The organism is Fretibacterium fastidiosum (genome assembly GCF_964642095.1).
GTDB classification, from domain to species: Bacteria; Synergistota; Synergistia; order Synergistales; family Aminobacteriaceae; genus Fretibacterium; species Fretibacterium fastidiosum.
The window spans coordinates 1,070,451-1,092,435 of record NZ_OZ209244.1 but is presented as its reverse complement, the minus strand read 5'-3'; the positions used below and the strand labels follow the sequence as shown (position 1 = coordinate 1,092,435).

Sequence of the window (21,985 nt, the reverse complement as noted above, 5' to 3'; positions counted from 1 at the left end):
CGAGGCGCAGAACGGATCAGGGAGGTATATTTTATTTTTAAGGAGGGCAACAGGTTGAGGTTTTTCAAGAGAAGCTTTTTGGCGTTTTTGTGCTGTGTGCTGTGCGCACAAGGCGCGCTGGGCGCCGAATTCGTCAAGTTTGTGGACGACAGCGGGCAGGAGGTGACGGTGCCGCGCTCGCCGGAACGTGTTCTCATCACGTCCATCATGCCTTTGACGAGCGTATACTGCCTCTATCGCGGCGGCATTACAGGATTGATCGGCATCTCAGACGGCACGAAGGTGGCGGCACGGTACTCCTACCTTGCAAAGATGTTTCCGAAAATCCTCGATATTCCTTCCGACTTCATGAAGGGCGGCGAGGTGAACGTCGAGGAAGTCCTGAAGTTGAAGCCGGACGTCGTGTTCTACAACGCCTCGCGTCCGGAGGAGGGGGAAGCCTATCGCCGCATCGGGCTTCCTGCCGTGTGTTTCCGCACAGAAAAGTATCATGGCGACCCGCTGGGGACGATTGCCGACTGGCTGGGCTACCTTGAAAGAGTATTTGGCGCAGGCGAGGGGACGGCGGGCGTTTCGGACTATGGCGCGAAGACGCTTCAAATGGTGCGGGACCGTATCGCTGCGGCGGGCGACCTCAAGCGCCCCAAGGCGGTGATCTTTGCCGGGTACAGCGGAAACCAGCTCGTGGCGTCGGGCTCGAATCACTATTCCGAGTTCTATCTGCGCGAGTGCGGGGCGGTGAACGTAGCGGCGGAGATTGACGGCCAAAAGGGCGTCAACCTCGAGCAGATCTACGAGTGGGACCCGGAGGTCATCCTGATCAACAATTTCTGCCCCTATGTGCCTGAGGATTTCTACGAGAACAAGATCGCCGGCTACGACTGGGGTCTGGTAAGCGCTGTGAAAAACAAGCGCGTCTACAAGTTTCCTCTGGGCATCTATCGCTGGTATCCGCCGTCCGGCGACACCCCGCTCTGCATCCTGTGGGTTGCCCAGCAACTGCATCCGGAGCTGTTCAGCGACGTCGATATCGCGAAGGAGCTTAGGGATTACTATCAAAAATTCTACCACTACGAGCCAACGGACGAGGACATCGCCAAGATACTGCACCCCGGACGCGAGGCCGCCATCTTCAACTGATGGCTCTATCTTCAAGGAGGGCAGGCGCGCTTTTGCTGCTTGCCCTTCCCCTCTTGACGGCGCTCCTTTGCCTCGGCGTGGGGCGGTACTCCATCAGCCTGTGGGAAACGCTCCACGTCCTCTTCTCGCCGCTGACGGGAGAAAAAGTCGACGCCATGCAGTTTGCCGTAGTGTTCAAAATTCGCCTGCCCCGCATCCTGCAAGGCGCTTTATGCGGTGCGGCGCTGGCCGTGTCCGGCGCAGCCTTTCAGAGCTTGTTCAACAATCCGCTGGCGGTGCCGGACACGCTTGGCGTGGCCAGCGCCGCCTCCTGCGGGGCCGTGATCGCTCTGATGCTTCGCTGGAACCTGCTGGCCGTGCAGGCAACGGCTTTGGTCTTCGGCTTGATTGCCGTGCTCCTGACATGGTCGGCTGCAAGGATTCGGAAACAGAGTACGATCGTGATGATCGTGCTGGCCGGCATCGTCATCTCCGCGCTGTTCGACGGATTGCTCTCGCTCCTGAAATACGTCGCCGACCCCGAGGAAGCGCTGCCGACCATTACCTATTGGCTGATGGGCAGCCTGTCGGCCTCCAACTACTACACGCTGGCACTTGGAACGCCAATGATCGGCGCCGGGCTTTTGACTATATTTCTGCTGCGCTGGCGACTCAACATCCTCTCCCTCGGCGAGGACGAAGCGCGTTCCATGGGCATTCACCTCAGAGCCATGCGCTTCACGGTCATCTTTGCGGCAGCGGCGATGACGGCTTCCTGCGTTTCGATGTGCGGCAAGATTGGATGGATCGGCCTCCTGATCCCGCACCTTGCGCGCATGGTCGGCGGCGGCAGCAATCAACGCATCATCCCCCTCAGCTTGTCGTTCGGCGCGGCGTTTACGCTCTGTGTTGACACGGTGGCGCGGAGCGTTACCGCCGCGGAGATACCGGTTTCGATCCTTACGGCCATCGTGGGCGCCCCCGTGTTCATCATGCTGTTGCGCTCCACGCAGGAGGGGGGCATGAAATGATCTTTGCGGTCGAGAATGGCTGTTTCGGCTATCGTCGCGGCTCGATCCTTCTGCGCGACATCTCGTTCCGCATAGAGCCGGGAGAGGTGCTGGCGGTTCTGGGGGCAAACGGGGCAGGAAAAACGACGATGCTTCGTTGCATGATGGGTTTCCTGCCATGGCGTGACGGAGGGACCTTTATCGACGGGCGCGAACTCTCGTCGTTCAGCCCTCGACAGATATGGAGAAAGATGGCTTACGTACCGCAGGCGAGAACGGCCGGCTTCCCCTATACGGCGTATGAAATGACGCTCCTTGGGCGAAGTGCACACCTTGGAGCGTTCAAGCAGCCGGGGCCTGACGACGAGAGAATCGCCATGGAGTGCATGGAGGAAACGGGAATCCTGCACCTGAAGGATAAGCCCTGCAATCGCATGAGCGGCGGCGAACTGCAGATGGTCCTGATCGCTCGCGCGCTGACGACGCAGCCATCCCTGCTGGTGATGGACGAGCCGGAGTCCAACCTGGACTTTCACAACCAGCTGGTGATCCTGGAGGTCATTCGTCACCTGGCGCACGACCTTGGCAAATCCGTTGTGCTGAACACGCATTTTCCCGACCACGCCATGCGGCTGGCGGACAAGGCCCTGCTCTTGAATCGGGATGGGACAAACCTCTATGGCCCAGTGAATGAAGTCGTGACGGTGGAGAACATCCGCAGCGCCTTTGGAGTGCACGCCGCGATCCGCAAGATCGAAGACAGGGGGGAACTTTACGACATCGTGGTTCCGCTGTCGCTTGCATAACGCGCCGCGCACTTCACCCCCACGGACCGTTCCCCCTGAACTTGCTTAAGGAAGCGCTATTATACCAAATCGCGTTTTATATGGATTGCCTCCCCTGATGAAGCCCCTAAGTTCGACGACGCAAATCAAAGATTTGCTGTCTCACTTATGAAAGGGGAGGCGGTTTGCGTCAGCGAACCGGAGGGGTTCGGCCAGACGACACGACTTACGGACGCCGACAGGCGGTCGGCGTCGTGTCGGTCGGCTGAGGGCGAAGGAAGTCCGGGGGACTTCCGCAGCTCGGCCAGACGACCGGCCTCACGCAAGCCGATCTTTCGGGAGGATTGCGGCGTCGTGTCGGTCGGCTGTGCCGAAAGAGGACAATTTATTGTCGTCTTTCGGCGTTGGCGGGAGATGTTAGACAGGCGCGTCTTATGAAAAACACTCGCCGCCCCTACACCCCTCCCCTTCGGGGAGCCTTCCGGCTGCCGTTCGCTGACGCTCACGGGCCGTCAGTCCCCACAGCACTCGGCGGCCCGGCCCGTCAGGTCCTGAAACAGGGCGTTCATCACGGGAACGGACTTGATATCATAAGGGGGCCGATATCGGCCCCCTTTCTCAAGCTACGTTCGATCCGCTATCGATTATCGTTTTTTCATCCTCAAGGCCAGCGGAAGGAGCCCCAGCAGGGGCAGGAAGGCGTAGCCTGCGTTGCATCCGCCGCCACCGCCGCCACCACCACCAGAGGTTTTTCCGGACGTGATCGTGAAGTTGACGGCCTCGGAAAGGGTCCAGTTCTGGCCGTCCACGCCGGTAAACGTCACGTCCACCTTGGCCTTCACCGGAACGTCCTTGACGCTGTAGGCCGCGTCGAGCGCCTTGGCCTGGATATTGTTGGCGGCGCCGTCCCAGGTGAGGGAGAGCTTGCCCGCATCCAGTTTTGTGGGGTCGAAGTCGAACGTGACGCCGGCGACCTTGAGGTCCTTATCGACCGCTCCGACCGTGGGTTTGAGCGTCAGGGTCAGCGTATCCTCCGAACCCTTCGAGGTGTCGATGGCGAGCGCCGCCTTGCTCAGGTCCACGCTGACCGGATCCTTTGCGGTGACGTTGAAAGTGAACTTAGAGGATGTCCCCCCATGCTCCAGTTTCAGCACAAGCTTTCCCGTATCGCCCGGTTTCGTCCCAGCCGAGAACCTGAAGGACCCCTTGTCGTTGGGAACCCCCACCTGGTAGTCGAGGCCGGCAGAGGAATCCTTCTGTATTTCGTTAGGTTGGGCGATCAAGAAGCCAACCTCGCGCGTTCCCACCACATCGACCGACGCGCCGAGGAACATCTCGGAAAAGCCCTTTACCGTGAGGTCGGTCTCCCCTTCGACGCTTACATCCCCCGACTCCAAAGTCGAAGCCGCGTATTTGATGAAGAAGTCGGTCTTCAGAATAGGAGGGACAGCAGCCGAAGCCAGCTTACCCTCAAACGTGATGGCGGCCAGAGCCAACACGAACAGCACTGACGCAACCTTGAACTGTCTTAGACGCTTTGTCATGACGAACGACACTTCCTTCCTTTTCGGTCTTCCCCAGGCCCCTCAAGTCCGGCGCCGTGACAACACCTCCCTCCGCAGCGGCGCCCGTCCCTCGTTTGGCCATTCCTCCGCCCGTTCCCGGGAGGCGGACACGAGAACCTCCCCCTGCCTCTCCATAAAGAACGAGAGACTGCATGCCGTCAGGATATCACGTTGCCTTACAAAAGAATGTTCCGTTCTTGCCCTTTTCCTGTTCCGTTATTGACTTTTTAGGAGGGAAATTCGGAGGTCCAGAACGGACTCGATGTCATAAAGGGGGCCGGAGATCGGCCCCCGTTCTCAAGCTACAGTCGAATCCGTTATCGATTATCGTTTTTTCATCTTCAAGGCCAGCGGAAGGAGCCCCAGCAGAGGCAGGAAGGCGTAGCCCGTGCTACATCCACCACCGCCACCACCGCCACTGCTACCGCCACCACCGCCAGAGGTTTTTTCGAACGTGGCCTCGATGGTGCCGTCGGATGTGACGTTCTTCATCGTATGGGTGGCCACCGCGCCAATAGAGGCCCCATTCACCTTGACGTCCTTGATCTTATAGTTTATGTCGGGTGAAATCGTGAAGGCCTGGTCCGCTCCGTAGGCCACCGTGACGGCCCCCTTCGGCGCGATGGTACCGCCAGGCCCTGCCGTAGCCGTCACCGTGACGGTCGCGGGATGTCCCGGCCCGGACGTGATCGTGAAGTTGACGTCCTCTGAAAGGGCCCAGTTCTGGCCGTCCTCGCCGGTAAACGTCATGCCCACCTCAGCCTTCACCGGGACGCCCGCGACGCTGTATACCGCGTCGAGCGCCTTGGCCTGGATCTTCTTGCCGGCGCCGTCCCAGGTGAGGGAGAGCTTGGCCGCGTCCAGTTTTGCGGGGTCGAAGTCGAACGTGACGCCGGCGACCTTGAGGTCCTTGTCGACCGCTCCGGCCTTGCCTTTGAGCGTCAGGGTCAGCGCGTCCTCCGAAGCCTTCGAGGTGTCGATGGCGAGTGCCGCCTTGTCCAGGTCCATACTGACGGGGCTCTTCGCGGTGATCCCTTTCAGATCGAAAGAGGTCTTTTCTCCTGTCGTGGCCGAAGGGGACAGCAAAAGTCTGCCCGTTTCACCAGGTTTTACGGTTTTGAGGAAGTGTGCCTTCCCTGTCCCCATCCCCAAGTTGACATACTCGATCTTCTCCTCGAGAAGGGCGTCCATGTGCAAAACCTTATCCCAAACACCGCTGTAATCATCCGAGGTTGTGAAATCCAGTTCCTCACCCAAGAACATCTCCTTGAGTGCCGGTACTTCGGTGGTCGTATCCTTGACGCTAGTCACATACCCCTCCTGCCCTGCCGAAGATTTGTAGTGAAATCCGAACTCCGCTGCGTCCGCCGTCAGATCGGTCCCCAGGACGACCGCAGCCGCCAGAACGAGCAGAACCGACACGAATCCTCCTTGATTCACTCGCTTTGCCATGATGCACCACACTTCCTTTCCTCTTTGATCTTTCGTCGCGCCTCAACCGCGGCACGGATGGTGAAGATGTCCGAACCCCATCCGCCTACTTTCCGATTCCCTCTCCTCCCGAGGGGGGCGCGGAACTCTCCGAAACGTCCCCTCCAGTACAGACCCCTATGTTGCTGTCAGGATATCACGTTGCCTTGCAAAAGAATATTCCGTTCTTGCCCTTTTCCTATTCTGTTATTGACTTTTAGGGAGAATCCGGAGGTCCGGAACGGACTCGATGTCATAAGGGGGCCGGAGATCGGCCCCCGTTCCCAAGCTACGTTCGATCCGCTATCGATTATCGTTTTTTCATCCTCGAGGCCAGCGGAAGGAGCCCCAGCAGAGGCAGGAAGGCATAGCCTGCGTTGCATCCGCCACCGCCGCTACCGCCACCGCCGCCGCCGCTACCGCCACCGCCGCCGCCGCTACCGCCACCGCCGCCGCCGCTACCACCACCGCCGCCGCCGCTACCGCCACCGCCGCCGCCACCAGAGGTTTTTTCGAACGTGGCCTCAATGGTGCCGTCGGATGTGACGTTCTTCATCGTGTGGGTAGCCACCGCGCCGACGGAGGCGCCATTCACCTTGACGTCCTTGATCTTATAGTTCCTGTCGGGTGAAATCGTGAAGGCCTGATCCGCGCCGAAGGCTACCGTGACGGCACCCTTCGGCGCGATGGTGCCGCCGGCCCCTGCCGTGGCCGTCACCGTGACGGTCGCGGGGCGTCCCGGCCGGGACGTAATCGTGAAGTTGACGGCCTCGGAAAGGGTCCAGTTCTGGCCGTCCACGCCGGTAAACGTCACGTCCACCTTGGCCTTCACCGGAACGTCCTTGACGCTGTAGGCCGCATTGAGCGCCTTGGCCTGGATCTTGTTGGCGGCTCCATCCCAGGTGAGGGAGAGCTTGGCTGCGTCCAGTTTTGCGGGGTCGAAGTCGAACGCGACGCCGGCGACCTTGAGGTCCTTGAGAACCGCTCCGACCATAGGTTTGAGCGTCAGGGTCAGCGTGTCCTCTGAAGCCGTCGAGGTATCGATGGCGAGTGCCGCCTTGCTCTGATCTACGCTGACCGGATCCTTTGCGGTGATGTCGAAGGTGAACTTGGAGGATGTCCCCCCATTCTGCATTTTCAGCACAAGCTTTCCCGTATCGCCCGGTTTCGTCCCGGCCGAGAACCCGAATGACCCCTCGTGGTTGGGAACCCCCACCCGGTAGTCGAGACCGGCAGAGGAATCTTTCTGTATCTCGTTGGGCACCTTGAGGGGGAAGACGCCCTCCTGGCGCGTTCCCACCACATCGACCTTCGCACCGAGGAACATCTCGGAAAAGCCCTTTACCGTGAGGTCGGTCTCCCCTTCGACGCTTACATCCCCCGACTCCAAAGTCGAAGCCGCGTATTCGATGAAGAATTCGGTCTTCAGACCAGGAGGAGCAGCCGAAGCCGGCTTACCCTCAAACGTGATGGCGGCCAGAGCCAACACAAACAGTACTGACGCAGCCTTAAACTGCCTCAAACGCTTTGTCATGACGAACAACACTTCCTTCCTTTTCGGTCTTCCCCAGGCTCCTTGAGCCCGGCACCGTGACAACGCCTCGCGTCCGTCCCTCGTTTGATCATTCCTCTGCTCATTCCCGGGAGCGTACACGAACCTCCCCGTAGATGTAGATAATGAGAGCCTGCGTGCAATTAGGTTATCACGCTGCCTTGAAAAAGAATGTTCCGTTTTTGTCCTTTTCCTGTTTCGTTATTGACTTTTTAAGAGGAAAATCTGGAGGTCCGGGGCACTTCGTTGAGGGATTTTCGGCGGTATTCGGTGGGAGAGAGCCCGGTTTTCTGGCGGAACACGCGCGCGAAGTGGCTGGGGTTGGGGAATCCGCAGAGCTTCCCCACTTCGGCGATGGTGCACCGGGGGTCCTTCAGGATATCCATCGCGCGGTGGATGCGGATCAGCATCTGGAACTGGCGGGGCGTCATGCCCGTGTGAGCGCGGAACTTGCGCAGGGCAGTAAACTTGTTGACATGGACGATTTGGGAGACCTCCGAGAGAGGACAGGGGTCACTGCGTTCGCTCAGGTGCTCGACGGCCCGGTCCAGCTCCGCGTCGCTTGGGACGCGCTGTTCCGTGGCCGCCGCGGAGAAACGGAGCCTGCGAATGAGGCAGACGGCAAGCTGGATGACGATACAGTCGACCATCACTCCGGACCCGATGCCTGGGCTGCCCCTTCTGCCCCCCCCGTACTCGATGAAGAATGCGCGCATCAGGGCTTTGAGCTCGGGGTCGTAGGGGATCAGGTCGTTCTCGAAAACCGTGTCGGGACTGCCGCGCAGGGTACGGCACATCTTTTGGAAGAAGGCATAGCGGAAGTAGAGGCTGATGAAGGAGACGTTGGGGATCGGCTCGGTCACCGCGTGGGGCTGACTGCCGTTGACGGGGTAGATGGAGCCGGCTGGGACGAAGATGGGGTGTCCATCCCTCGTCCCGCCCCGAACCGGGGAGAGGGCGATGAAGAACTGCACGCTCTCGTGCCGGTAGCTGTTGGGCAGCATACAGACCGGCCTGCGGCTCACGATCACGGTCAGGTTGTTCGTCCTGAAGAACTCCAGGTAGGGGTTGTTTCCGATGAACTCGCGGAACGGCACCCAGGGGCGGGTGACCTTCTCGGAGAGGTTGTCCTTCATCCCGTTATCCCTCCTCGACACAAGCCCTCAAGGCCGGCGAGATCGTCAGTCCCCCCTCCGGGGAGCCTTCCGGCTGCCGTTCGCCCTTGCTCACGGGCTGTCAGTCACCACAACGGGCTGCGGCACGGGCTGTCAGGTCCTGAAACAGGGCGTTCATCACGGGAACGGACTCGATCAGGTCCTCCGGATGCCACTGGGTGGCGACGATCAGCCCGTCGGCGCTCTCAATGGCCTCCACGATTCCGTCCTCCGCCTGAGCGGAGACGGCCAGGCCCTTTCCCAACGCCTTGACGGACTGGTGGTGCAGGCTGTTCACCGGCACAGCCTCCCGCCCCAGAAGTCGGGCCAGCCGGGTGCCCGGCACAACGCACGCCGTCTGCGTGACGACGTGGCGCTTCTCCGTCTGAACGTGCGTCAGGTGGTCCTCCCCCCGCTCCCCGATGTCCTGGTACAGGCTGCCGCCGCAGGCGACGTTCAAAAGTTGGGCCCCCCGGCAGATGCCAAGCATGGGGACCTGCCGTTCCATGGCGTATCGCGCAGCGTGAAACCAACATTCGTCGAGGGCGCGATCGACCTCCCCCAGCTTCTCGTGCGGCGCCTCCCCGTAGTAGGCGGGGTCCACGTCGTCCCCGCCGGGGAACAGCAGCCCGTCGCACGCCTCAAGAAGGGGGTCCATCAGGCTCAGGTCGCTGACGAAGGGCAGGATGACGGGGACGCCGCCGTTGTTCGCCACGGAGCGGACGCAGGTGTCGTTCGTGAAGCTGCGGCGCATGACGCTCCCGGAGGTGGAAGACGTTGTCACCAGGATGTTGCCCAGAATTCCGATAATCGGCTTTGCCATGTTCAAGTCCTCCTCGCCCGCGATGGGCCCCGCACCTCAACTCGATGCCCGTTCCGATTCGTCCTGCGCGCGCCGGCCCTCCGGCCTGCCGCGCATCTCCGCGATGGCTCGCTCCAACTCGTCCGCGGCGCTGCCGAAGGAGGTCTGCCGCCGAAGCTCGGACGCCACCGGGGCCGCTTCCTCCGCCCGCCGCTCCGCTTCACCCCCCTGCCCCGTTGGGGCTTTCCCGGCAGGCTCCGTCGGGGCCTCCCCAGCGTGCTCCAGAGGGGCTTCCTCAGCAGGCTCCACTGGGTCGCTGACAAGAGCCCCTGAAGGGGGCGATTCCTCGTCAGACCTCGACGAAACGGCCTCATGGGCGGGCGTCGATGCCTCGGCCGTTGCCGTGGGGTCTGCCAGCAGGAACGGCGCCGGCTCGGCCTCCATGGGCGCCGGTTCCTGCGACGGCGCTTCCCGCTGCGATCTCCGGTCGTCGGGCCGGGGGGTGAGCGGCGCGGCCCCAGCCTGGCGCCGTGCCGTGGGGGGCGTTCCTTGAAGGGCGGCCAGGGGCTCCAGGTTCAGGACCGCCGCGGTGGTCAGCTCCAGCGCGTCCTGCTGCAGCGCGAAGTCGGGCTGATAGCGACGGATGAGGGACAATCCGCGCCCGTCGCCCCAGGCGGCCCCCAGCAGCTGAAAGACCTTCATCAATCGGAAGTTGCGGCAGGCGCTCTCGCCCCGGTGCTGCGTCCGCATCAGGCCGGGGTTCTTGAAGCGGGCGGAGGCCGGTCCACCCCTCAGCAGCACCGTCACGTCTCCGCCGTCGTAGTCCGCGTGCAGGAGCGCGTTGACGAAGCACTCGCGAAAGGCTGCGGCGCAGGCCGGGGAGAGGCTGCGGGTGAGGCGGGGCATCAGGTCGGAGTACGCCTTCCAGAGGTTGCGCACCTCCAGGGCCTCGCCGTCGGCGTTTCCCCTGCGGACCTCCGCCCGGACGCGGGTGGCCCTGCGGCCCAGCATGAGGTGTCCTGCCTGGGTGACGGCGCCGCCTGAGAGGACCTGCGCGCGGGCCAAAAACGCCTCGAGGGACAGCTCCGACCACTCCGGCCGGCGCCGGACCACCGCGGAGCGGAAGGAGGCGACGCTCTCCTCGTGAAGGTCGTCGAGGCTCATGCCGCGGATCGGACGATCGTCCTTCAGCCTCTCGAGGGCGTCCAGCCCCAAACGGAAGCGCGCTCCGACGCCCGACAGGAAGCCCACGCCCTCCGTTCGCCGCCAAGTTCCGCGGGCGTAGTCCTGCCCGATGCACACGGGGCGCTCGTGCCACTCCGCCGGCAGGACGCGGGCCAGCAGGATCGGCGCAGGGTCCCTCAATACGTGAAAGGTGACGGAGAGCGCCGTGCTGAAGGTCCGGCCATCCCCGCAGTCGACCGCGAGTTGATCGCGCAGCACGTCCGGGCTCCGGAGCCCCCGCGGCTCGGCGCGGCTTTCCTCTTCAAGCCACTCCGCCCCCAGGACGACCCAGCCTCCGGCGCCGTTGGCCATGCCGCAGGCCGTGGGGGCAAAGAGGGGAAGCTCCTCCACGGTCAAAAATTGGCGGTCCTCGTTCGCCGTCCGAGCCAAAAATTCGTCGAACGTCGAAAATCCGGCGGCCGCCCTGTCTCTCCTCATCTCCACGAAAAACTGCACGGACGATCTCCCATTCTCCAACGAAAAAAGTCCCTCCATCGGCGAAAGCGCGCCTTGGGCGTCGATGGAGGCCCGACGACACCTGCGTCTATTATCCATGAAAGCGCGGGGAAGGGCAAGGGCCCGCCACGGAGCGTCGTCAAAAAACTCCCCCTTGCGGGGGAGCGAAAAACGTCCGGGGCCGAGACGCCGCAGGCCGGCTCAGGAGAGGAGCTCCTTCAGGGCGAACAGGATGGCCAAAAAGGTCATGAGGCCGCTCACGTCGCGGAACTTGCCGGACAAGCTCTTGACGAGCACGTAGGAGACGACGCCGAACTCGATGCCCGTCGCGATGCTGTAGGTCAGGGGCATCATCGTGAAGCCCAGGATCGCGGGGAAGACGTCCGTCCACTCGTCGTAATCCAGGTCCCGAAGGCTCATCATCATGTAGACGCCCACCAGGATCAGGGCGGGGGCCGTGGCGCAGCTCGGGACGATGCCCACGACGGGCGTGAAGAAGATGGCGACGATGAAGAGGACGGCGGTCACGACAGAGCTGAGGCCCGTTCGTCCCCCCTGGGCCACGCCGCTGGAGCTCTCGACGTAGGAGGTGACCGTCGAGGTCCCCAGGATCGCGCCGGCGACGGTGCCGACGGCGTCGGCCATGAGGGCGCCCTTCGCCCTGGGCAGACGCCCCCGATCGTCCAGCAGCCCGCTGCGGCTGCAGACGCCCACCAGCGTCCCCACGGTGTCGAAGAAGTCCACGAAGAAGAAGGTGAACACCACGACCCAGAAGTCCGGCTCACGAACGAGGGAGAAGTCCATCTTCCAGAACAGCGGCTCGATGGAGGGCGGCATCGAGACGAGCGTATCGGGCAGCGTCGTGATCCCGCAGGCGGCCGCGAGGACGGTGACGGCCAGGATGCCGATCAGGAGGGCGCCGTGGACGCGGTGGGCGGTGAGCACGGCCATCAGGAGCAGCCCGACGATGGCGAGGAGCGCCGGGACGTTGTCGCCGATCTGTCCCAGGGCGATGAGGGTCGCGTCGTTGTGGACGACGATGCCGACGCTCTTCATCCCGATGAAGGCGATGAAGAAGCCGATGCCCGCCGAGATGCCGACCTTGAGCGCCTTCGGGATGGTGTTGACCACCATCTCGCGGATGCGGGTCAGCGTCAGCAGGATGAAGATCGCGCCCTCGATGAACACGGCGGCCAGGGCCATCTGCCAGGTGACGGGGGCCCCGTTGATCTGCATTCCCAGCACGACGGTGTAGGTGAAGAAGGCGTTGAGGCCCATGCCCGGCGCCAGCCCGATGGGGTAGTTGGCCAGCACGGCCATCAGGAACGTGGCGAGAGCCGAGCTGAGGCAGGTGACCACCACCAGCGCGTTGAAGTCCATGCCCGTCTTGCTCAGGATGGCCGGGTTGACGAAGACGATGTAGGACATGGTGACGAAGGTGGTCAGGCCGGCCAGGAACTCCGTGCGGACGGAGCTCCCCGCCTCCCTGACGTGGAACGTGCGATCCAGAAACGACATCATGACAAAGACACCCCTTCTAAGAGATTGAGTTGGGTACGGCGGTCGCGTCCCCCTGCTGCGGGGCCCGGCCGCCTTCGGGAAAGAGGGGCTGAACTCCGCCCCTCATGATATCGACGTACCCCTGATCCGTGATGCGGAGGTTGGGGACGACGGAGAGGCACAGGAAGGACAGGGCCATGAACGGGTGGGGCAGCTGCACGCCCAGCTGCTCCGCCCCCCGCTCCAGGTCCTCCAGAGCGCGGGCGACGCTCTCGGCGTCCAGGTGGGTCATCAGGCCGCCGATGGGCAGGGGAAGGCTGCCGCGCACGGACCCTCCCTCCGCGAGGACCAGGCCGCCGCCCGTCTCGCACAGGCACTTCAGCGCCGTGGCGATGGACCGGTCGTCCATGCCGACGGTCACGAAGTTGTGCGCGTCGTGAGCCACGGACGAGGCGATGGCGCCGCGCTGCATCCCAAAGCCCGTGACGAAGCCGACGGCAAAGCGTCCCGTGCCGTGGTGGCGCTCCAGCACGACAATCTTGGCGAGGTCGCGGGACGGGTCGGGGACGGCGTTCCCCTCCGACACGAGCGGGGGCATCCGCCGCGAGCCGGTGATGATCTCGCCCGGCTGCATCTCGATGACGTTCATCGTCTCGCCCCCGGCGGGGACGCGAAGCTGCTCCTCGGTGAGGGGCATCGTCTGCACAGCGTGGGGCAGGGGGATGGAACGCGCCTGCGCGCCCTTGACCGCGACGCCGTCCTGGACGACGGCGCGTCCGTCCTTCCAGACGTGCTTCACGTTGAAGCTCGCCAGGTCATCGACCAGCACGAGGTCCGCTCGGCGTCCGGGCGCGATGGCCCCCCGATCCCACAGGTGGAAGTAGTCCGCCGGCGAGAGCGTCGTCAGGCGAAGGGCCACGAGGGGGTCCACGCCCTCCTCGATCATGATGCGCAGCTTGGCGTCCATGTGCCCCGTGTCCCGGATGTAGCGCGCCGTGGCGTCGTCCGTCACGACCATGCAGCGCGCGGCCAGGAACGGGTTCTCCTTCACCAGAGGAAGGAGCGTCCGCAGGTTGGGGAAGGAGGCGCCCTCGCGCATCATCACCCACATGCCGCGCCGCAGCTTCTCCCGCGCCTCATCGAGGTCCACGCACTCGTGGTCCGACGAGACGCCCGAGGTGAGGTAGGCGTTCAGGTCCTTTCCCGAAACGCCCGGCGCGTGGCCCGTCAGGACGACGTCGCCCGCCGCCGCCACCCTGCCCCACACGTCCGGGTCCCCTTCGATGAGCGCGGGGTAGTTCATCAGCTCCCCCAGGTGGGTGCACCACCCCTCCCGAAGCATCTCCCGAACGGCCATCATGTCCAGCTCATCCCTCGGCGTTTCGAGGCGGGACGCGGGGACGCAGGAGGGCGCGCCCAGGAAGACGTCGACGGCCAGTCCGCGGCTCGCCAGGTACATGTAGCGGACGCCGGGGAGGCCCAGGGCGTTCGCTATCTCGTGGGGGTCCGCCATGACGGTGGTCGTCCCGTGGACCACCACGGCGTCCGCGAAGGCCGCCGGCGCCATCAGGCTGCTTTCGATGTGGACGTGCCCGTCGATCAGGCCGGGGACCAGGACGGCCCCCGCCGCATCCAGGACACGGTGCCCCTCGTAGCCCCTGCCGACGCCCGCGATCCGGTCCCCGCAGACGGCGACGTCGGCCTCCTCGTACTCCAGGGTAAAGACGTTCGCGACGCGGGCCCCCCGAATCACGAGGTCCGCAGGCCGGCTGCCCCTGGCAACTGCGGCCAGTGTGTTCATCGACTCTCCCTCCTATTCCGACAGACGTCGCTCATCGGGTTCAATTCCGACCAGTACAATGGGGACCGATGGATTAGAACGACCTTCGCGCACGATGTTGGTCAACTCATTTTCGTACCAGGCGAGGCCCGACGACATCTGCGACATGAGGCTGTGCATGGGAATGATCTCGATGCCCGCGTCAATGTCCCCTCTCTCATAAAAGAACGTGTGCTTGACGTGCAGGTCGTACTGCACCGAAAAATACTTGCCAAACTGGACCTCAACGGCAACGCGATCCTTCACGAAATCCACCTGATTATAAGTGCTGTACGCAGTAAAGCCCTTCTCCGTAATCGCCTGTCTTTGCCGGTCCTTGTCCCGAATGTGAACGGTGTCCCGCGTCGTCTCCAAATCCTCGTTGACGAAGTAGTCTATCCTTGTTTCACGCCAGCCTTTGCTCAAAAACTCGGCTTTGAAAAGACGGTTCAGCTCCTTTGGCGCAAACAGGGTCCTTCCCGTCATCGTTTTTTCCCTGCTCACTTTGTTGAAGGCGAGGGACGCATCCACATTTTGGACAGCGGCCTTCACCTCATCCCACAACGCAGGCCTGTGGACCAGGAGGAACTCCAGTCCATTCAAATGGCTGTACACCTGGGCGATTTTCATTGTGCCTGGGTCCATTCTTCGGGAACGCGGGCGATTTTATCCCCCGGCCTGGGCCTCCATATTTCCCGATGGATAGGGCGCGTTAAAAGGGTGCCCTCCCTCAACTTTCGCAGTCTGTCCAAGCCGGTATCGACAAACTTCCGCTCCCATTCCGATCCGTAGGCCCTGCGGCCGTTCTTGAGCGCCGCCACCAGGGAGGACCCCACCCCTGCGAAAGGATCGTAAACGATATCCCCTTCATTGGTGAGCGCCAGGATACAGCGCTCCGCCAGCTCAACCGGATACTGACACGGATGCTCAACCTTTTCAGGATGATTGTTCTTGACGTTGGGGATGTCCCACACCAGCGCGTCCCAATCGTCAATTAACCGGCTTACCGTCATCTCCCAAACGTCCTCAGGATTCTTGCCTTTTGGATTGCCGCTGAACTGCCCCTTCCTTTCCCCCTTGAAGTATCTTTTTCCGGGATACTTGGAAGGGATGCGCACGTCATCGAGGTTAAACGTGTACTCATCCGACTTCGTAAACCATAAAATCGTCTCGTAACGGCCACTGAACCTCTTGGAACAATGCAGGCCGTGACCGAAATGCCATATCACACGATTACGCAAATGCAGCCCCATTCTTTTAAAACAGGGGTAGAAGTAGATGTCAAGCGGGTAAATTTCGCCTTCTTCAACGCAATTGCCCGTCTGCCAGCACAGGCTGCCGTCGCGCGACAAAACGCGGACCAACTCGGCAAGGATCGGTTCCAGATTACGAACGTATTCCTCAATTCCCGTTCGTGTTTCGTACTCCTTCCCGATGTTGTAGGGAGGTGACGTGATGACCAGCTTCACCGTTTCATCGGGTATCTCCTTGCAGAAATCAAGCGCATCTCGACACTCGTAGCGGAAATCCGGCAATTTCATCTCGAACAAAACGCCCTGTTCACACGTCAAGGCAGCTGCCTCCAATGAACTCGCGGATGACGGAGTTGTTGGGGATGCCCTCGTTTTGGATGGCGGGGACGAAGCGCAGGATGTTCAGGAGGCGCAGCGCCTCGCTGAAGACGGGAGAGCGCTCGTCCACCGTGTGCAGCAGGGGCTCGACGTAGCTCTTCAAGACGCCCAGCTCGTAGGGCATCGCGGAGTTGAAGGTGGCGTTCGCCCGGCTCTGGTAGGGGAAGATGTAGCGCATGGAGCCGCGGATGACCTTGGGGTACACTTCGAGGGTCACCTGCGCGGACTTGCCCCGCGTGCGGTAGTCGCGGATGATGCGCCGCAGCAGGCGGTTGTCGCCGGTGCTGGCGCGGTTGTGGGGGTCGATGCAGATGCTCGTCAGGGGCGAGACGAAGATGCCGTAGCGGCTCTTCTCCGGAAGCATGGCCAGGATGCGGTCGTTCAGCCCGTGGATGCCCTCCATGATGAGCACGTCCGCCTCCCCCAGACGGATGACCTTTCCGGGCTCCTTGTGTCCGGTGATGAAGTTGTAGCGCGGCGTGACGACCTCCTCGCCCGCCAGGATGCGCGCCAGGTTGTCCTGGAGCATCTCCAGGTCCAGCGCCTCCAGCCTCTCGTAATCGTAATCCCCGTTCTCGTCGCGGGGGGAGTCCTCCCGCTCCTTGAAGAAGTTGTCCAGGGGCAGCGTCACGGGGTTCTTGCCGCAGACCATGAGCTGCACCTTCAGCCGCTCGGAGAACGTCGTCTTGCCGGATCCCGACGGCCCCGCGATGGTGATCGCCTTCACGGGCTTTGAGGCGATGTCCTTCGCGATGCTGCCCAGGCGTTGGGAGTGAAAGGCCTCCGCGATGAGGATCAGCTCCTGCACCTTCCCCTCCGCCACACAGCGGTGCAGGCTCGTGAGGTAGTTGAGGTTCATCACCTCAAGCCAGTGGGCGTAGTCGAAGAAGATGCTGGCCAGCGAGGCGTCCGCCTGGAAGGGGGGGACGCCCTCCGGTGTATCGACGGTGGGGAACTGAAGCACCAGCCCCCGGTCGAACAACAGGAGGTCGAAGGTGCGCAGGAGCCCCGTGGAGGGGGCCATGGCCCCGCAGAAGTAGCCGTAGCGCGAGCTGCAGCGGTAGACCTCCACCGGGTCCAGGTTGGCCCGCACGAAGAGGTCCGCGATCTCAGGCTCCCCCTGCTCCTGAAAGATGCGTTTGGCCTTGTCGATGGGCAGGATCTTGCGCGTGATGGGCAGGTCCTCGTGGACCATCTCGCTCATGGCGGCGTGCAGCTTGTAGACGTCGGACTGCGTCACGGGGCCGTCCTCCAGCTCCCAGTAGTGCCCCTCCCCGATGGAGTGGCGCAGGACCGCCTTGCGGTTCAGCGTCTTCTCGCAGGCGATGACCAACAGGAAGTCCAGGGAGCGCTGATAGATGCGCAGCCCGTCGGGCGACGTGGTCAGGACGAACTCCACCGCCGCGTCGTCGTCGATGACCCAGCCCAGCGGCCGGGTGTAGTTGTTCACGCGCCAGGCGATGACTCTCCCCTTCTCGGCGGAATCGAGATCCGCCAGCACGTTGTGCCCCGTCACCGGCGTCTCGCTGGTGATGTACTTGTCCTGGTTCAGCACGTGGATGGTAAAGGCCATAGCATTTCCTCCTCACGGTCGAGATACGCCCTGGCAGAGGGTGCGTCTGTGCGTACTTTTAGAGAATTATAGCTCATGGCCGGTTTTTTGGAAAACGGCGGGGCGGAAGGCTCCCCGAAGGGGAGGGGTGTTTTTCATAAGATGCGCCTGTCTGACATTCCCCGCCAACGCCTCCACAAGGCAATCAATTGCCTTGCTTCGGCACAGCCGACCGACACGACGCCGACCGCCTGTCGGCGTCCGTAAGTCGTGTCGTCTGGCTGAGCTGCGGAAGTCCCCCGGACTTCCTTCGCCCTCAGCCGACCAACCGGCCGCCGCAATCCTCCCGAAAGATCGGCTTGCGTGAGGCCGGTCGTCTGGCTGAACCCCTCCGGTTCGCTGACGCGAACCACCTCCCCTTTCAGGGGAGGCAATCCGTATTAAACGCAAATTGGTATAAATTGTCCTCTTTCGGCTCAGCCGACCGACCGGCTGCCGCGATCCTCCCGAAAGATCGGCTTGCGTGAAGCCGGTCGTCTGGCCGACCCCCTCAGCCCAACTGCGACATCGCTCAGTCCCCGGTGAGGCTCCAGCCCACGGACTCGTTTTGCAGCGTCCAGAGCCGCGCGTACAGCCCGCCGCGCTCCAGGAGCTCCGCATGGCGACCCTGGTCCACCACGCGCCCTGCCTCCATCACTACGATGTTGTCCGCGTTTTCGACCGTGCGCAGCTTGTGGGCGATCACCACCACGGTGCGCCCCTCCACCAGCGCGTTGACGGCCCGCTGCACCTCCACCTCGTTCTCCGGGTCCAGGCTCGCCGTCGCCTCGTCCAGCAGGACGACCGGCGCGTCCTTCAGGAGCGCCCTGGCGATGGAGATCCGCTGCTTCTCGCCGCCCGACAGGGTGGAGCCGCCCTCCCCCACCATCGTGTCGTACCCCTGGGGCAGGCGTAGGATGAAGTCGTGCGCGCAGGCCCGCTTCGCCGCCTCCTCCACCTCGGCCTCCGTCGCCCCCTCGCGCCCGAAGGCGATGTTGTTCCGCACCGTGTCCCGGAACAGGTACACGTCCTGGAACACGAAGGAAATCCGCCGCATCAGCTTCTCCGGGTCCAGCCCGTGCTCGTCCGCGCCGCCGAAGAGCACCGTCCCGGACTGGGGGTCGTAGAAGCGGGCCATAACCTTCATCAGGGTCGTCTTTCCGCAGCCCGACGGGCCCACCAGCGCGGTCAGCCTCCCCTGTGGGAACGTCAGGCTCACGTCCCGCAACACGGGCTCGTCGCCGTAGCCGAACGTGACGTTCTTCAGCTCGATGTCGTGGCGGTCGGGCGCGTCGCCCCCGCCGGTCATCTCAGGCTCCTCCATCAGGCTCAGGATGCGCCTGCCGGCCAGCGTGGAATAGCGGAACACGAAGAAGTTGAGCAGCGCCGCCGTCAGGGGGTCGTACACGCGCGTCCCCACGATGAGGAAACCGACGAAGGTCACGGGGTCCAGCGTCCCCCCGATCATCAGGTGAACGCCCAGCACGATCATCAGGGTGAGTCCCAGGCGGATCATGGAGATCGCCAGCATCGCGAAGGGCCCCATAGCCGCCTCGATGCGGATGCTCTCCTTCATGAAGCTCCGGAAGGCGCTCTCCAGGCGGGCGAAGCGGCCGCCCGTCAAGTTGTAGGCCTTGATGACGCGGATGCCGTTCATGTACTCCTGAATGCGGTTCCCCGCGTCGATCTTGGCCCTCATGTGCTTTTGGCTCAGCCGGTTCTGGAGCCTCGTCGAGAGCGCGAGCACCAGCGCCGCTGCGGGGAGCGAGACGAACATGGCGACGGCCATGAGCGGGTTCCAGAAGCACAGGCCCACGAAGGCGATGGCGGGCAGGACGAGCCCCCCGACCATCTGCGGCACCTGGTGGGAGATCGCAGTCTCCAGCAGCAGGAAGTCTCCCATGATCATGTTCACGAGGTCACCGGGGTCGCGCCGGGCGAAGTAGCCCAGCGGAAGCCTGCGCAGCTTCTCCGCCAGCTCGGCCCGCCCCTGGGCCGAGGCCTCGTAGGCGTCCCAGTAGCAGGCCCGATAGGCCGGGACCTCCGCCGCGAACATCACGAGCATCCAGACGAGCAGGAACGCGGAGAGCCCCCACAGCTTCGCCATGTCCGGAGCACCGCCGGCCGACCAGGCCGTGAACACGGTGCGGGCCACCTCGATGGAGATGCCGAACGGGACGACGTTCACCAGGTAGGACACGATCGTGTAGAAGACCGACTTGCGCAGCTTCTCGGGGTGCCCTATGGTGACGGTCCGAAACAGGCTGTCCTTCATGCCACTTCCCCCTTCCTGTTCCCGCCGAGCTTCCAACTCCCCGCTCCGACGTAGGCCCGCCACATGCGGGCGTAGAGGCCGTCCGCCATCAGCAGCTCTTCGTGACGGCCTCGTTCTGCGAGGCGCCCCTCGTTCAGCACCAGGATCTGATCGGCCTTTCGGATCGAGGAGAGCCGATGCGCGATCACCAGCACCGTCTTGCCCTTGATGAGCTCGGTCAGGGCCTTCTGAATCTCGAACTCGTTCTCCGGGTCGGCGAAGGCCGTCGCCTCGTCCAGCACCAGGATGGGCGCGTTCTTCAGGACGGCCCGGGCGATGCAGACGCGCTGTTCCTCCCCGCCGGACAGGTAGACGCCGCCCGAACCTATGAGGGTGTCGTACCCGTTCGGGAGACGCTCGATGAACTCGTGGCACTGCGCGGCCCGCGCCGCGGCGACCACCTCGTCGTCCGTCGCGTCCGGCCGCCCGATCCGGATGTTGTTCATCACGGAGTCGAAGAACAGGAAGTTGTCCTGAAACACGAACGACACCGTGTCCATCAGCGCCTCGTTCGGGATGTCCCGGACGTCCACGCCCCCGATGAGGATTTGTCCTTCCCCCTCCCGCACGTCCCAGAAGCGCGGGATCAGGCTGGCGACGGTGGATTTTCCGCCGCCCGAAGGCCCGACCAGAGCGGTCACGCGCCCCTCCTCCGCGTGAAAGGAGACGGAGGACAGGGCGCGGGCTCGCGTGGAGACGGCGTTTGCGTTTTCCGGCCCCTCCGCATCGTAGGAGAAGCTCACGTCCCGGAACTCGACGTCGAACCGGTCGGGCCGCCTGGGCTTTTGGGGTTCGGGCACGGGCTTCCGGTCCATCACGGCCTCGATGCGCTCCACGCCCTCGTCGATCTGCCGTCCCTGCATGGCCAGCATCGCCAGGCTCGTCATGGGGGCCGCCGCGCCGGGCGCCATCACCACGAAGAACAGGAACGTCAGCGCAAAGGCCTGGCCCGCCGGGTCGTCCCGAAGGAGCAGGAGGCCGACGGGCAGCAGGAGGGCGAGGAAGGAGTTGGCGACCACGCGAAACAGGATGTAGCCGTTCTGAAAGGCGTTGGTGAACTGGATGCACAGCTTCCCGTAGTCCTGAAGGTCGGCGTAGAAGCTCCGGAAGGACTGCACGGTGCGGCCGAACACCTTGACGATCTGCATCCCGCGGACGTACTGCACCGCCGAGGCGTTGACCCGCTCCAGCGCGTCGTAGTACGCCTTCAGGTTATCCCGTCCCTTCTTCCCGAACCAGAGGGACCCCTGAAAGGCCAGGGCTGCGACGAACGCCCCGACGCAGGTCAGCGCCAGGGGCACGCTGAGGAAGAAGAGCGCCCCCGCCAGGATGAGCACCGTGGTCGCCGCATCGACCACCTCCGGAATCCTGTGCGCGACGAAGAGCTCGATGTCCTCGACGTTCTGCTCCATCGTCTTCTTGACCGCGCCGATGGTGGTGCCCGACAGGAACCCCAGCGGTAGCCTGCCGATGTGGCGGGCCAGGCCCAATCGGATGCCGTACAGGATGCGGAACGCGGCGACATGCGAGGCCATCAGGGAGGCGTACCGCACGACGAACCCCAGCGCCATGGCCCCGAAGGCGACGGCCCCCTGACGGACGAAGAAGCCGGAGTTCGCGGGAGACAGCCCGTGCTGCAAGAGCTCTCCCAGGATGAAGTACACGTTCAGAAAGGGCACCAGCATCAGTGCCGCACTGACCGCCGAGAGCGCGCAGGAGAGCGTCACCAGCCCGCGCCGCTGCCCGGCGATCTCCAGAAGCCGGGCGATCCCGCTCCTTTTCTTTTTTTCCATGCAAACCGCTCCTTTCCTGAAGCCCGAACCCGAAAGACGAACGAAGGACGAACCTCCAAAGCCGTGAGAGTTATATAGACAAAACTCTCATTTGCCTTATTATACAACCAAAAACGCCTCGACGTTCTGGGGGCCTGGGCAAGGATGAAAGGGGGCGGACACATGGGTTATGGTATAATTCTAGTTCGTTGAATAAAATT

16 protein-coding genes are annotated in these 21,985 nt (G+C 63.2%); 3 read left to right on the top strand and 13 right to left on the bottom strand.

Annotated features, from left to right (window positions below):
• Positions 1-54 precede the first annotated feature (54 nt).
• The 3 genes from ACK28C_RS04810 to ACK28C_RS04800 are packed head-to-tail and all read left to right on the top strand — an operon-like array spanning position 55 to position 2,935.
• Positions 55-1,140 (top strand): ABC transporter substrate-binding protein, encoded by a 1,086-nt coding sequence (locus ACK28C_RS04810; RefSeq protein ID WP_208873573.1) that lies wholly within the window; start codon positions 55-57, stop codon positions 1,138-1,140.
• Positions 1,141-1,172: 32 nt separating this feature from the next.
• A complete protein-coding gene (locus tag ACK28C_RS04805) occupies positions 1,173-2,150 on the top strand; it encodes an iron ABC transporter permease (protein ID WP_243440654.1) in 978 nt (325 codons plus the stop codon).
• Entirely contained in the window at positions 2,147-2,935 is a 789-nt protein-coding gene (locus tag ACK28C_RS04800) for an ABC transporter ATP-binding protein (RefSeq protein WP_015556866.1), read from the top strand. The genes ACK28C_RS04805 and ACK28C_RS04800 overlap by 4 nt, the downstream gene beginning before the upstream one ends.
• A 623-nt stretch (positions 2,936-3,558) precedes the next feature.
• Here ACK28C_RS04800 and ACK28C_RS04795 read toward each other — a convergent pair.
• The 13 genes from ACK28C_RS04795 to ACK28C_RS04735 form a co-directional block, all read right to left on the bottom strand.
• Positions 3,559-4,458 (bottom strand): hypothetical protein, encoded by a 900-nt coding sequence (locus ACK28C_RS04795; RefSeq protein ID WP_208873577.1) that lies wholly within the window; start codon positions 4,456-4,458, stop codon positions 3,559-3,561.
• Positions 4,459-4,803: 345 nt separating this feature from the next.
• Positions 4,804-5,901, bottom strand: a complete 1,098-nt coding sequence (locus ACK28C_RS04790) for a hypothetical protein (RefSeq protein ID WP_208873578.1) — start codon at positions 5,899-5,901, stop codon at positions 4,804-4,806.
• 358 nt (positions 5,902-6,259) lie between these two features.
• Positions 6,260-7,483: a hypothetical protein gene (locus ACK28C_RS04785; RefSeq protein ID WP_409152533.1), complete on the bottom strand. Its 1,224-nt coding sequence runs from the start codon at positions 7,481-7,483 to the stop codon at positions 6,260-6,262.
• Positions 7,484-7,713: 230 nt separating this feature from the next.
• Positions 7,714-8,637 (bottom strand): AraC family transcriptional regulator, encoded by a 924-nt coding sequence (locus tag ACK28C_RS04780; protein ID WP_015556868.1) that lies wholly within the window; start codon positions 8,635-8,637, stop codon positions 7,714-7,716.
• Positions 8,638-8,737: 100 nt separating this feature from the next.
• Positions 8,738-9,478 carry a gamma-glutamyl-gamma-aminobutyrate hydrolase family protein gene (locus ACK28C_RS04775; RefSeq protein ID WP_015556869.1) on the bottom strand — a complete coding sequence of 247 codons (741 nt, stop codon included), beginning with the start codon at positions 9,476-9,478 and terminating at the stop codon, positions 8,738-8,740.
• Between the two features lie 36 nt (positions 9,479-9,514).
• Positions 9,515-11,158 carry a hypothetical protein gene (locus ACK28C_RS04770; protein WP_208873582.1) on the bottom strand — a complete coding sequence of 548 codons (1,644 nt, stop codon included), beginning with the start codon at positions 11,156-11,158 and terminating at the stop codon, positions 9,515-9,517.
• A gap of 180 nt (positions 11,159-11,338) precedes the next feature.
• A complete protein-coding gene (locus ACK28C_RS04765; RefSeq protein ID WP_015556870.1) occupies positions 11,339-12,658 on the bottom strand; it encodes an NCS2 family permease in 1,320 nt (439 codons plus the stop codon).
• Positions 12,659-12,674: 16 nt separating this feature from the next.
• Positions 12,675-14,438: an adenine deaminase gene (gene ade / locus ACK28C_RS04760; protein WP_015556871.1), complete on the bottom strand. Its 1,764-nt coding sequence runs from the start codon at positions 14,436-14,438 to the stop codon at positions 12,675-12,677.
• A gap of 12 nt (positions 14,439-14,450) precedes the next feature.
• Positions 14,451-15,086: a BglII/BstYI family type II restriction endonuclease gene (locus tag ACK28C_RS04755; protein ID WP_015556872.1), complete on the bottom strand. Its 636-nt coding sequence runs from the start codon at positions 15,084-15,086 to the stop codon at positions 14,451-14,453.
• Positions 15,083-16,027 carry a site-specific DNA-methyltransferase gene (locus ACK28C_RS04750; RefSeq protein WP_208873584.1) on the bottom strand — a complete coding sequence of 315 codons (945 nt, stop codon included), beginning with the start codon at positions 16,025-16,027 and terminating at the stop codon, positions 15,083-15,085. The genes ACK28C_RS04755 and ACK28C_RS04750 overlap by 4 nt, the downstream gene beginning before the upstream one ends.
• A complete protein-coding gene (locus ACK28C_RS04745; RefSeq protein WP_015556873.1) occupies positions 16,017-17,660 on the bottom strand; it encodes a nucleoside kinase in 1,644 nt (547 codons plus the stop codon). Before ACK28C_RS04745 ends, ACK28C_RS04750 begins: the two co-directional genes overlap by 11 nt.
• Positions 17,661-18,210: 550 nt before the next feature.
• Positions 18,211-19,953 (bottom strand): ABC transporter ATP-binding protein, encoded by a 1,743-nt coding sequence (locus ACK28C_RS04740; RefSeq protein ID WP_015556874.1) that lies wholly within the window; start codon positions 19,951-19,953, stop codon positions 18,211-18,213.
• Positions 19,950-21,785: an ABC transporter ATP-binding protein gene (locus tag ACK28C_RS04735; RefSeq protein ID WP_015556875.1), complete on the bottom strand. Its 1,836-nt coding sequence runs from the start codon at positions 21,783-21,785 to the stop codon at positions 19,950-19,952. The genes ACK28C_RS04740 and ACK28C_RS04735 overlap by 4 nt, the downstream gene beginning before the upstream one ends.
• Positions 21,786-21,985 lie beyond the last annotated feature (200 nt).

What these genes read in the sequence shown, in the direction of transcription:
- ACK28C_RS04800 (WP_015556866.1), top strand. Translation starts at nt 2,147, where the DNA reads ATGATCTTTGCGGTCGAGAATGGCTGTTTCGGCTATCGTCGCGGCTCG.
- ACK28C_RS04795 (WP_208873577.1), bottom strand. Translation starts at nt 4,458, where the DNA reads ATGACAAAGCGTCTAAGACAGTTCAAGGTTGCGTCAGTGCTGTTCGTG.
- ACK28C_RS04785 (WP_409152533.1), bottom strand. Translation starts at nt 7,483, where the DNA reads ATGACAAAGCGTTTGAGGCAGTTTAAGGCTGCGTCAGTACTGTTTGTG.
- ACK28C_RS04780 (WP_015556868.1), bottom strand. Translation starts at nt 8,637, where the DNA reads ATGAAGGACAACCTCTCCGAGAAGGTCACCCGCCCCTGGGTGCCGTTC.
- ACK28C_RS04775 (WP_015556869.1), bottom strand. Translation starts at nt 9,478, where the DNA reads ATGGCAAAGCCGATTATCGGAATTCTGGGCAACATCCTGGTGACAACG.
- ACK28C_RS04765 (WP_015556870.1), bottom strand. Translation starts at nt 12,658, where the DNA reads ATGATGTCGTTTCTGGATCGCACGTTCCACGTCAGGGAGGCGGGGAGC.
- ade (WP_015556871.1), bottom strand. Translation starts at nt 14,438, where the DNA reads ATGAACACACTGGCCGCAGTTGCCAGGGGCAGCCGGCCTGCGGACCTC.
- ACK28C_RS04755 (WP_015556872.1), bottom strand. Translation starts at nt 15,086, where the DNA reads ATGAAAATCGCCCAGGTGTACAGCCATTTGAATGGACTGGAGTTCCTC.
- ACK28C_RS04745 (WP_015556873.1), bottom strand. Translation starts at nt 17,660, where the DNA reads ATGGCCTTTACCATCCACGTGCTGAACCAGGACAAGTACATCACCAGC.
- ACK28C_RS04740 (WP_015556874.1), bottom strand. Translation starts at nt 19,953, where the DNA reads ATGAAGGACAGCCTGTTTCGGACCGTCACCATAGGGCACCCCGAGAAG.
- ACK28C_RS04735 (WP_015556875.1), bottom strand. Translation starts at nt 21,785, where the DNA reads ATGGAAAAAAAGAAAAGGAGCGGGATCGCCCGGCTTCTGGAGATCGCC.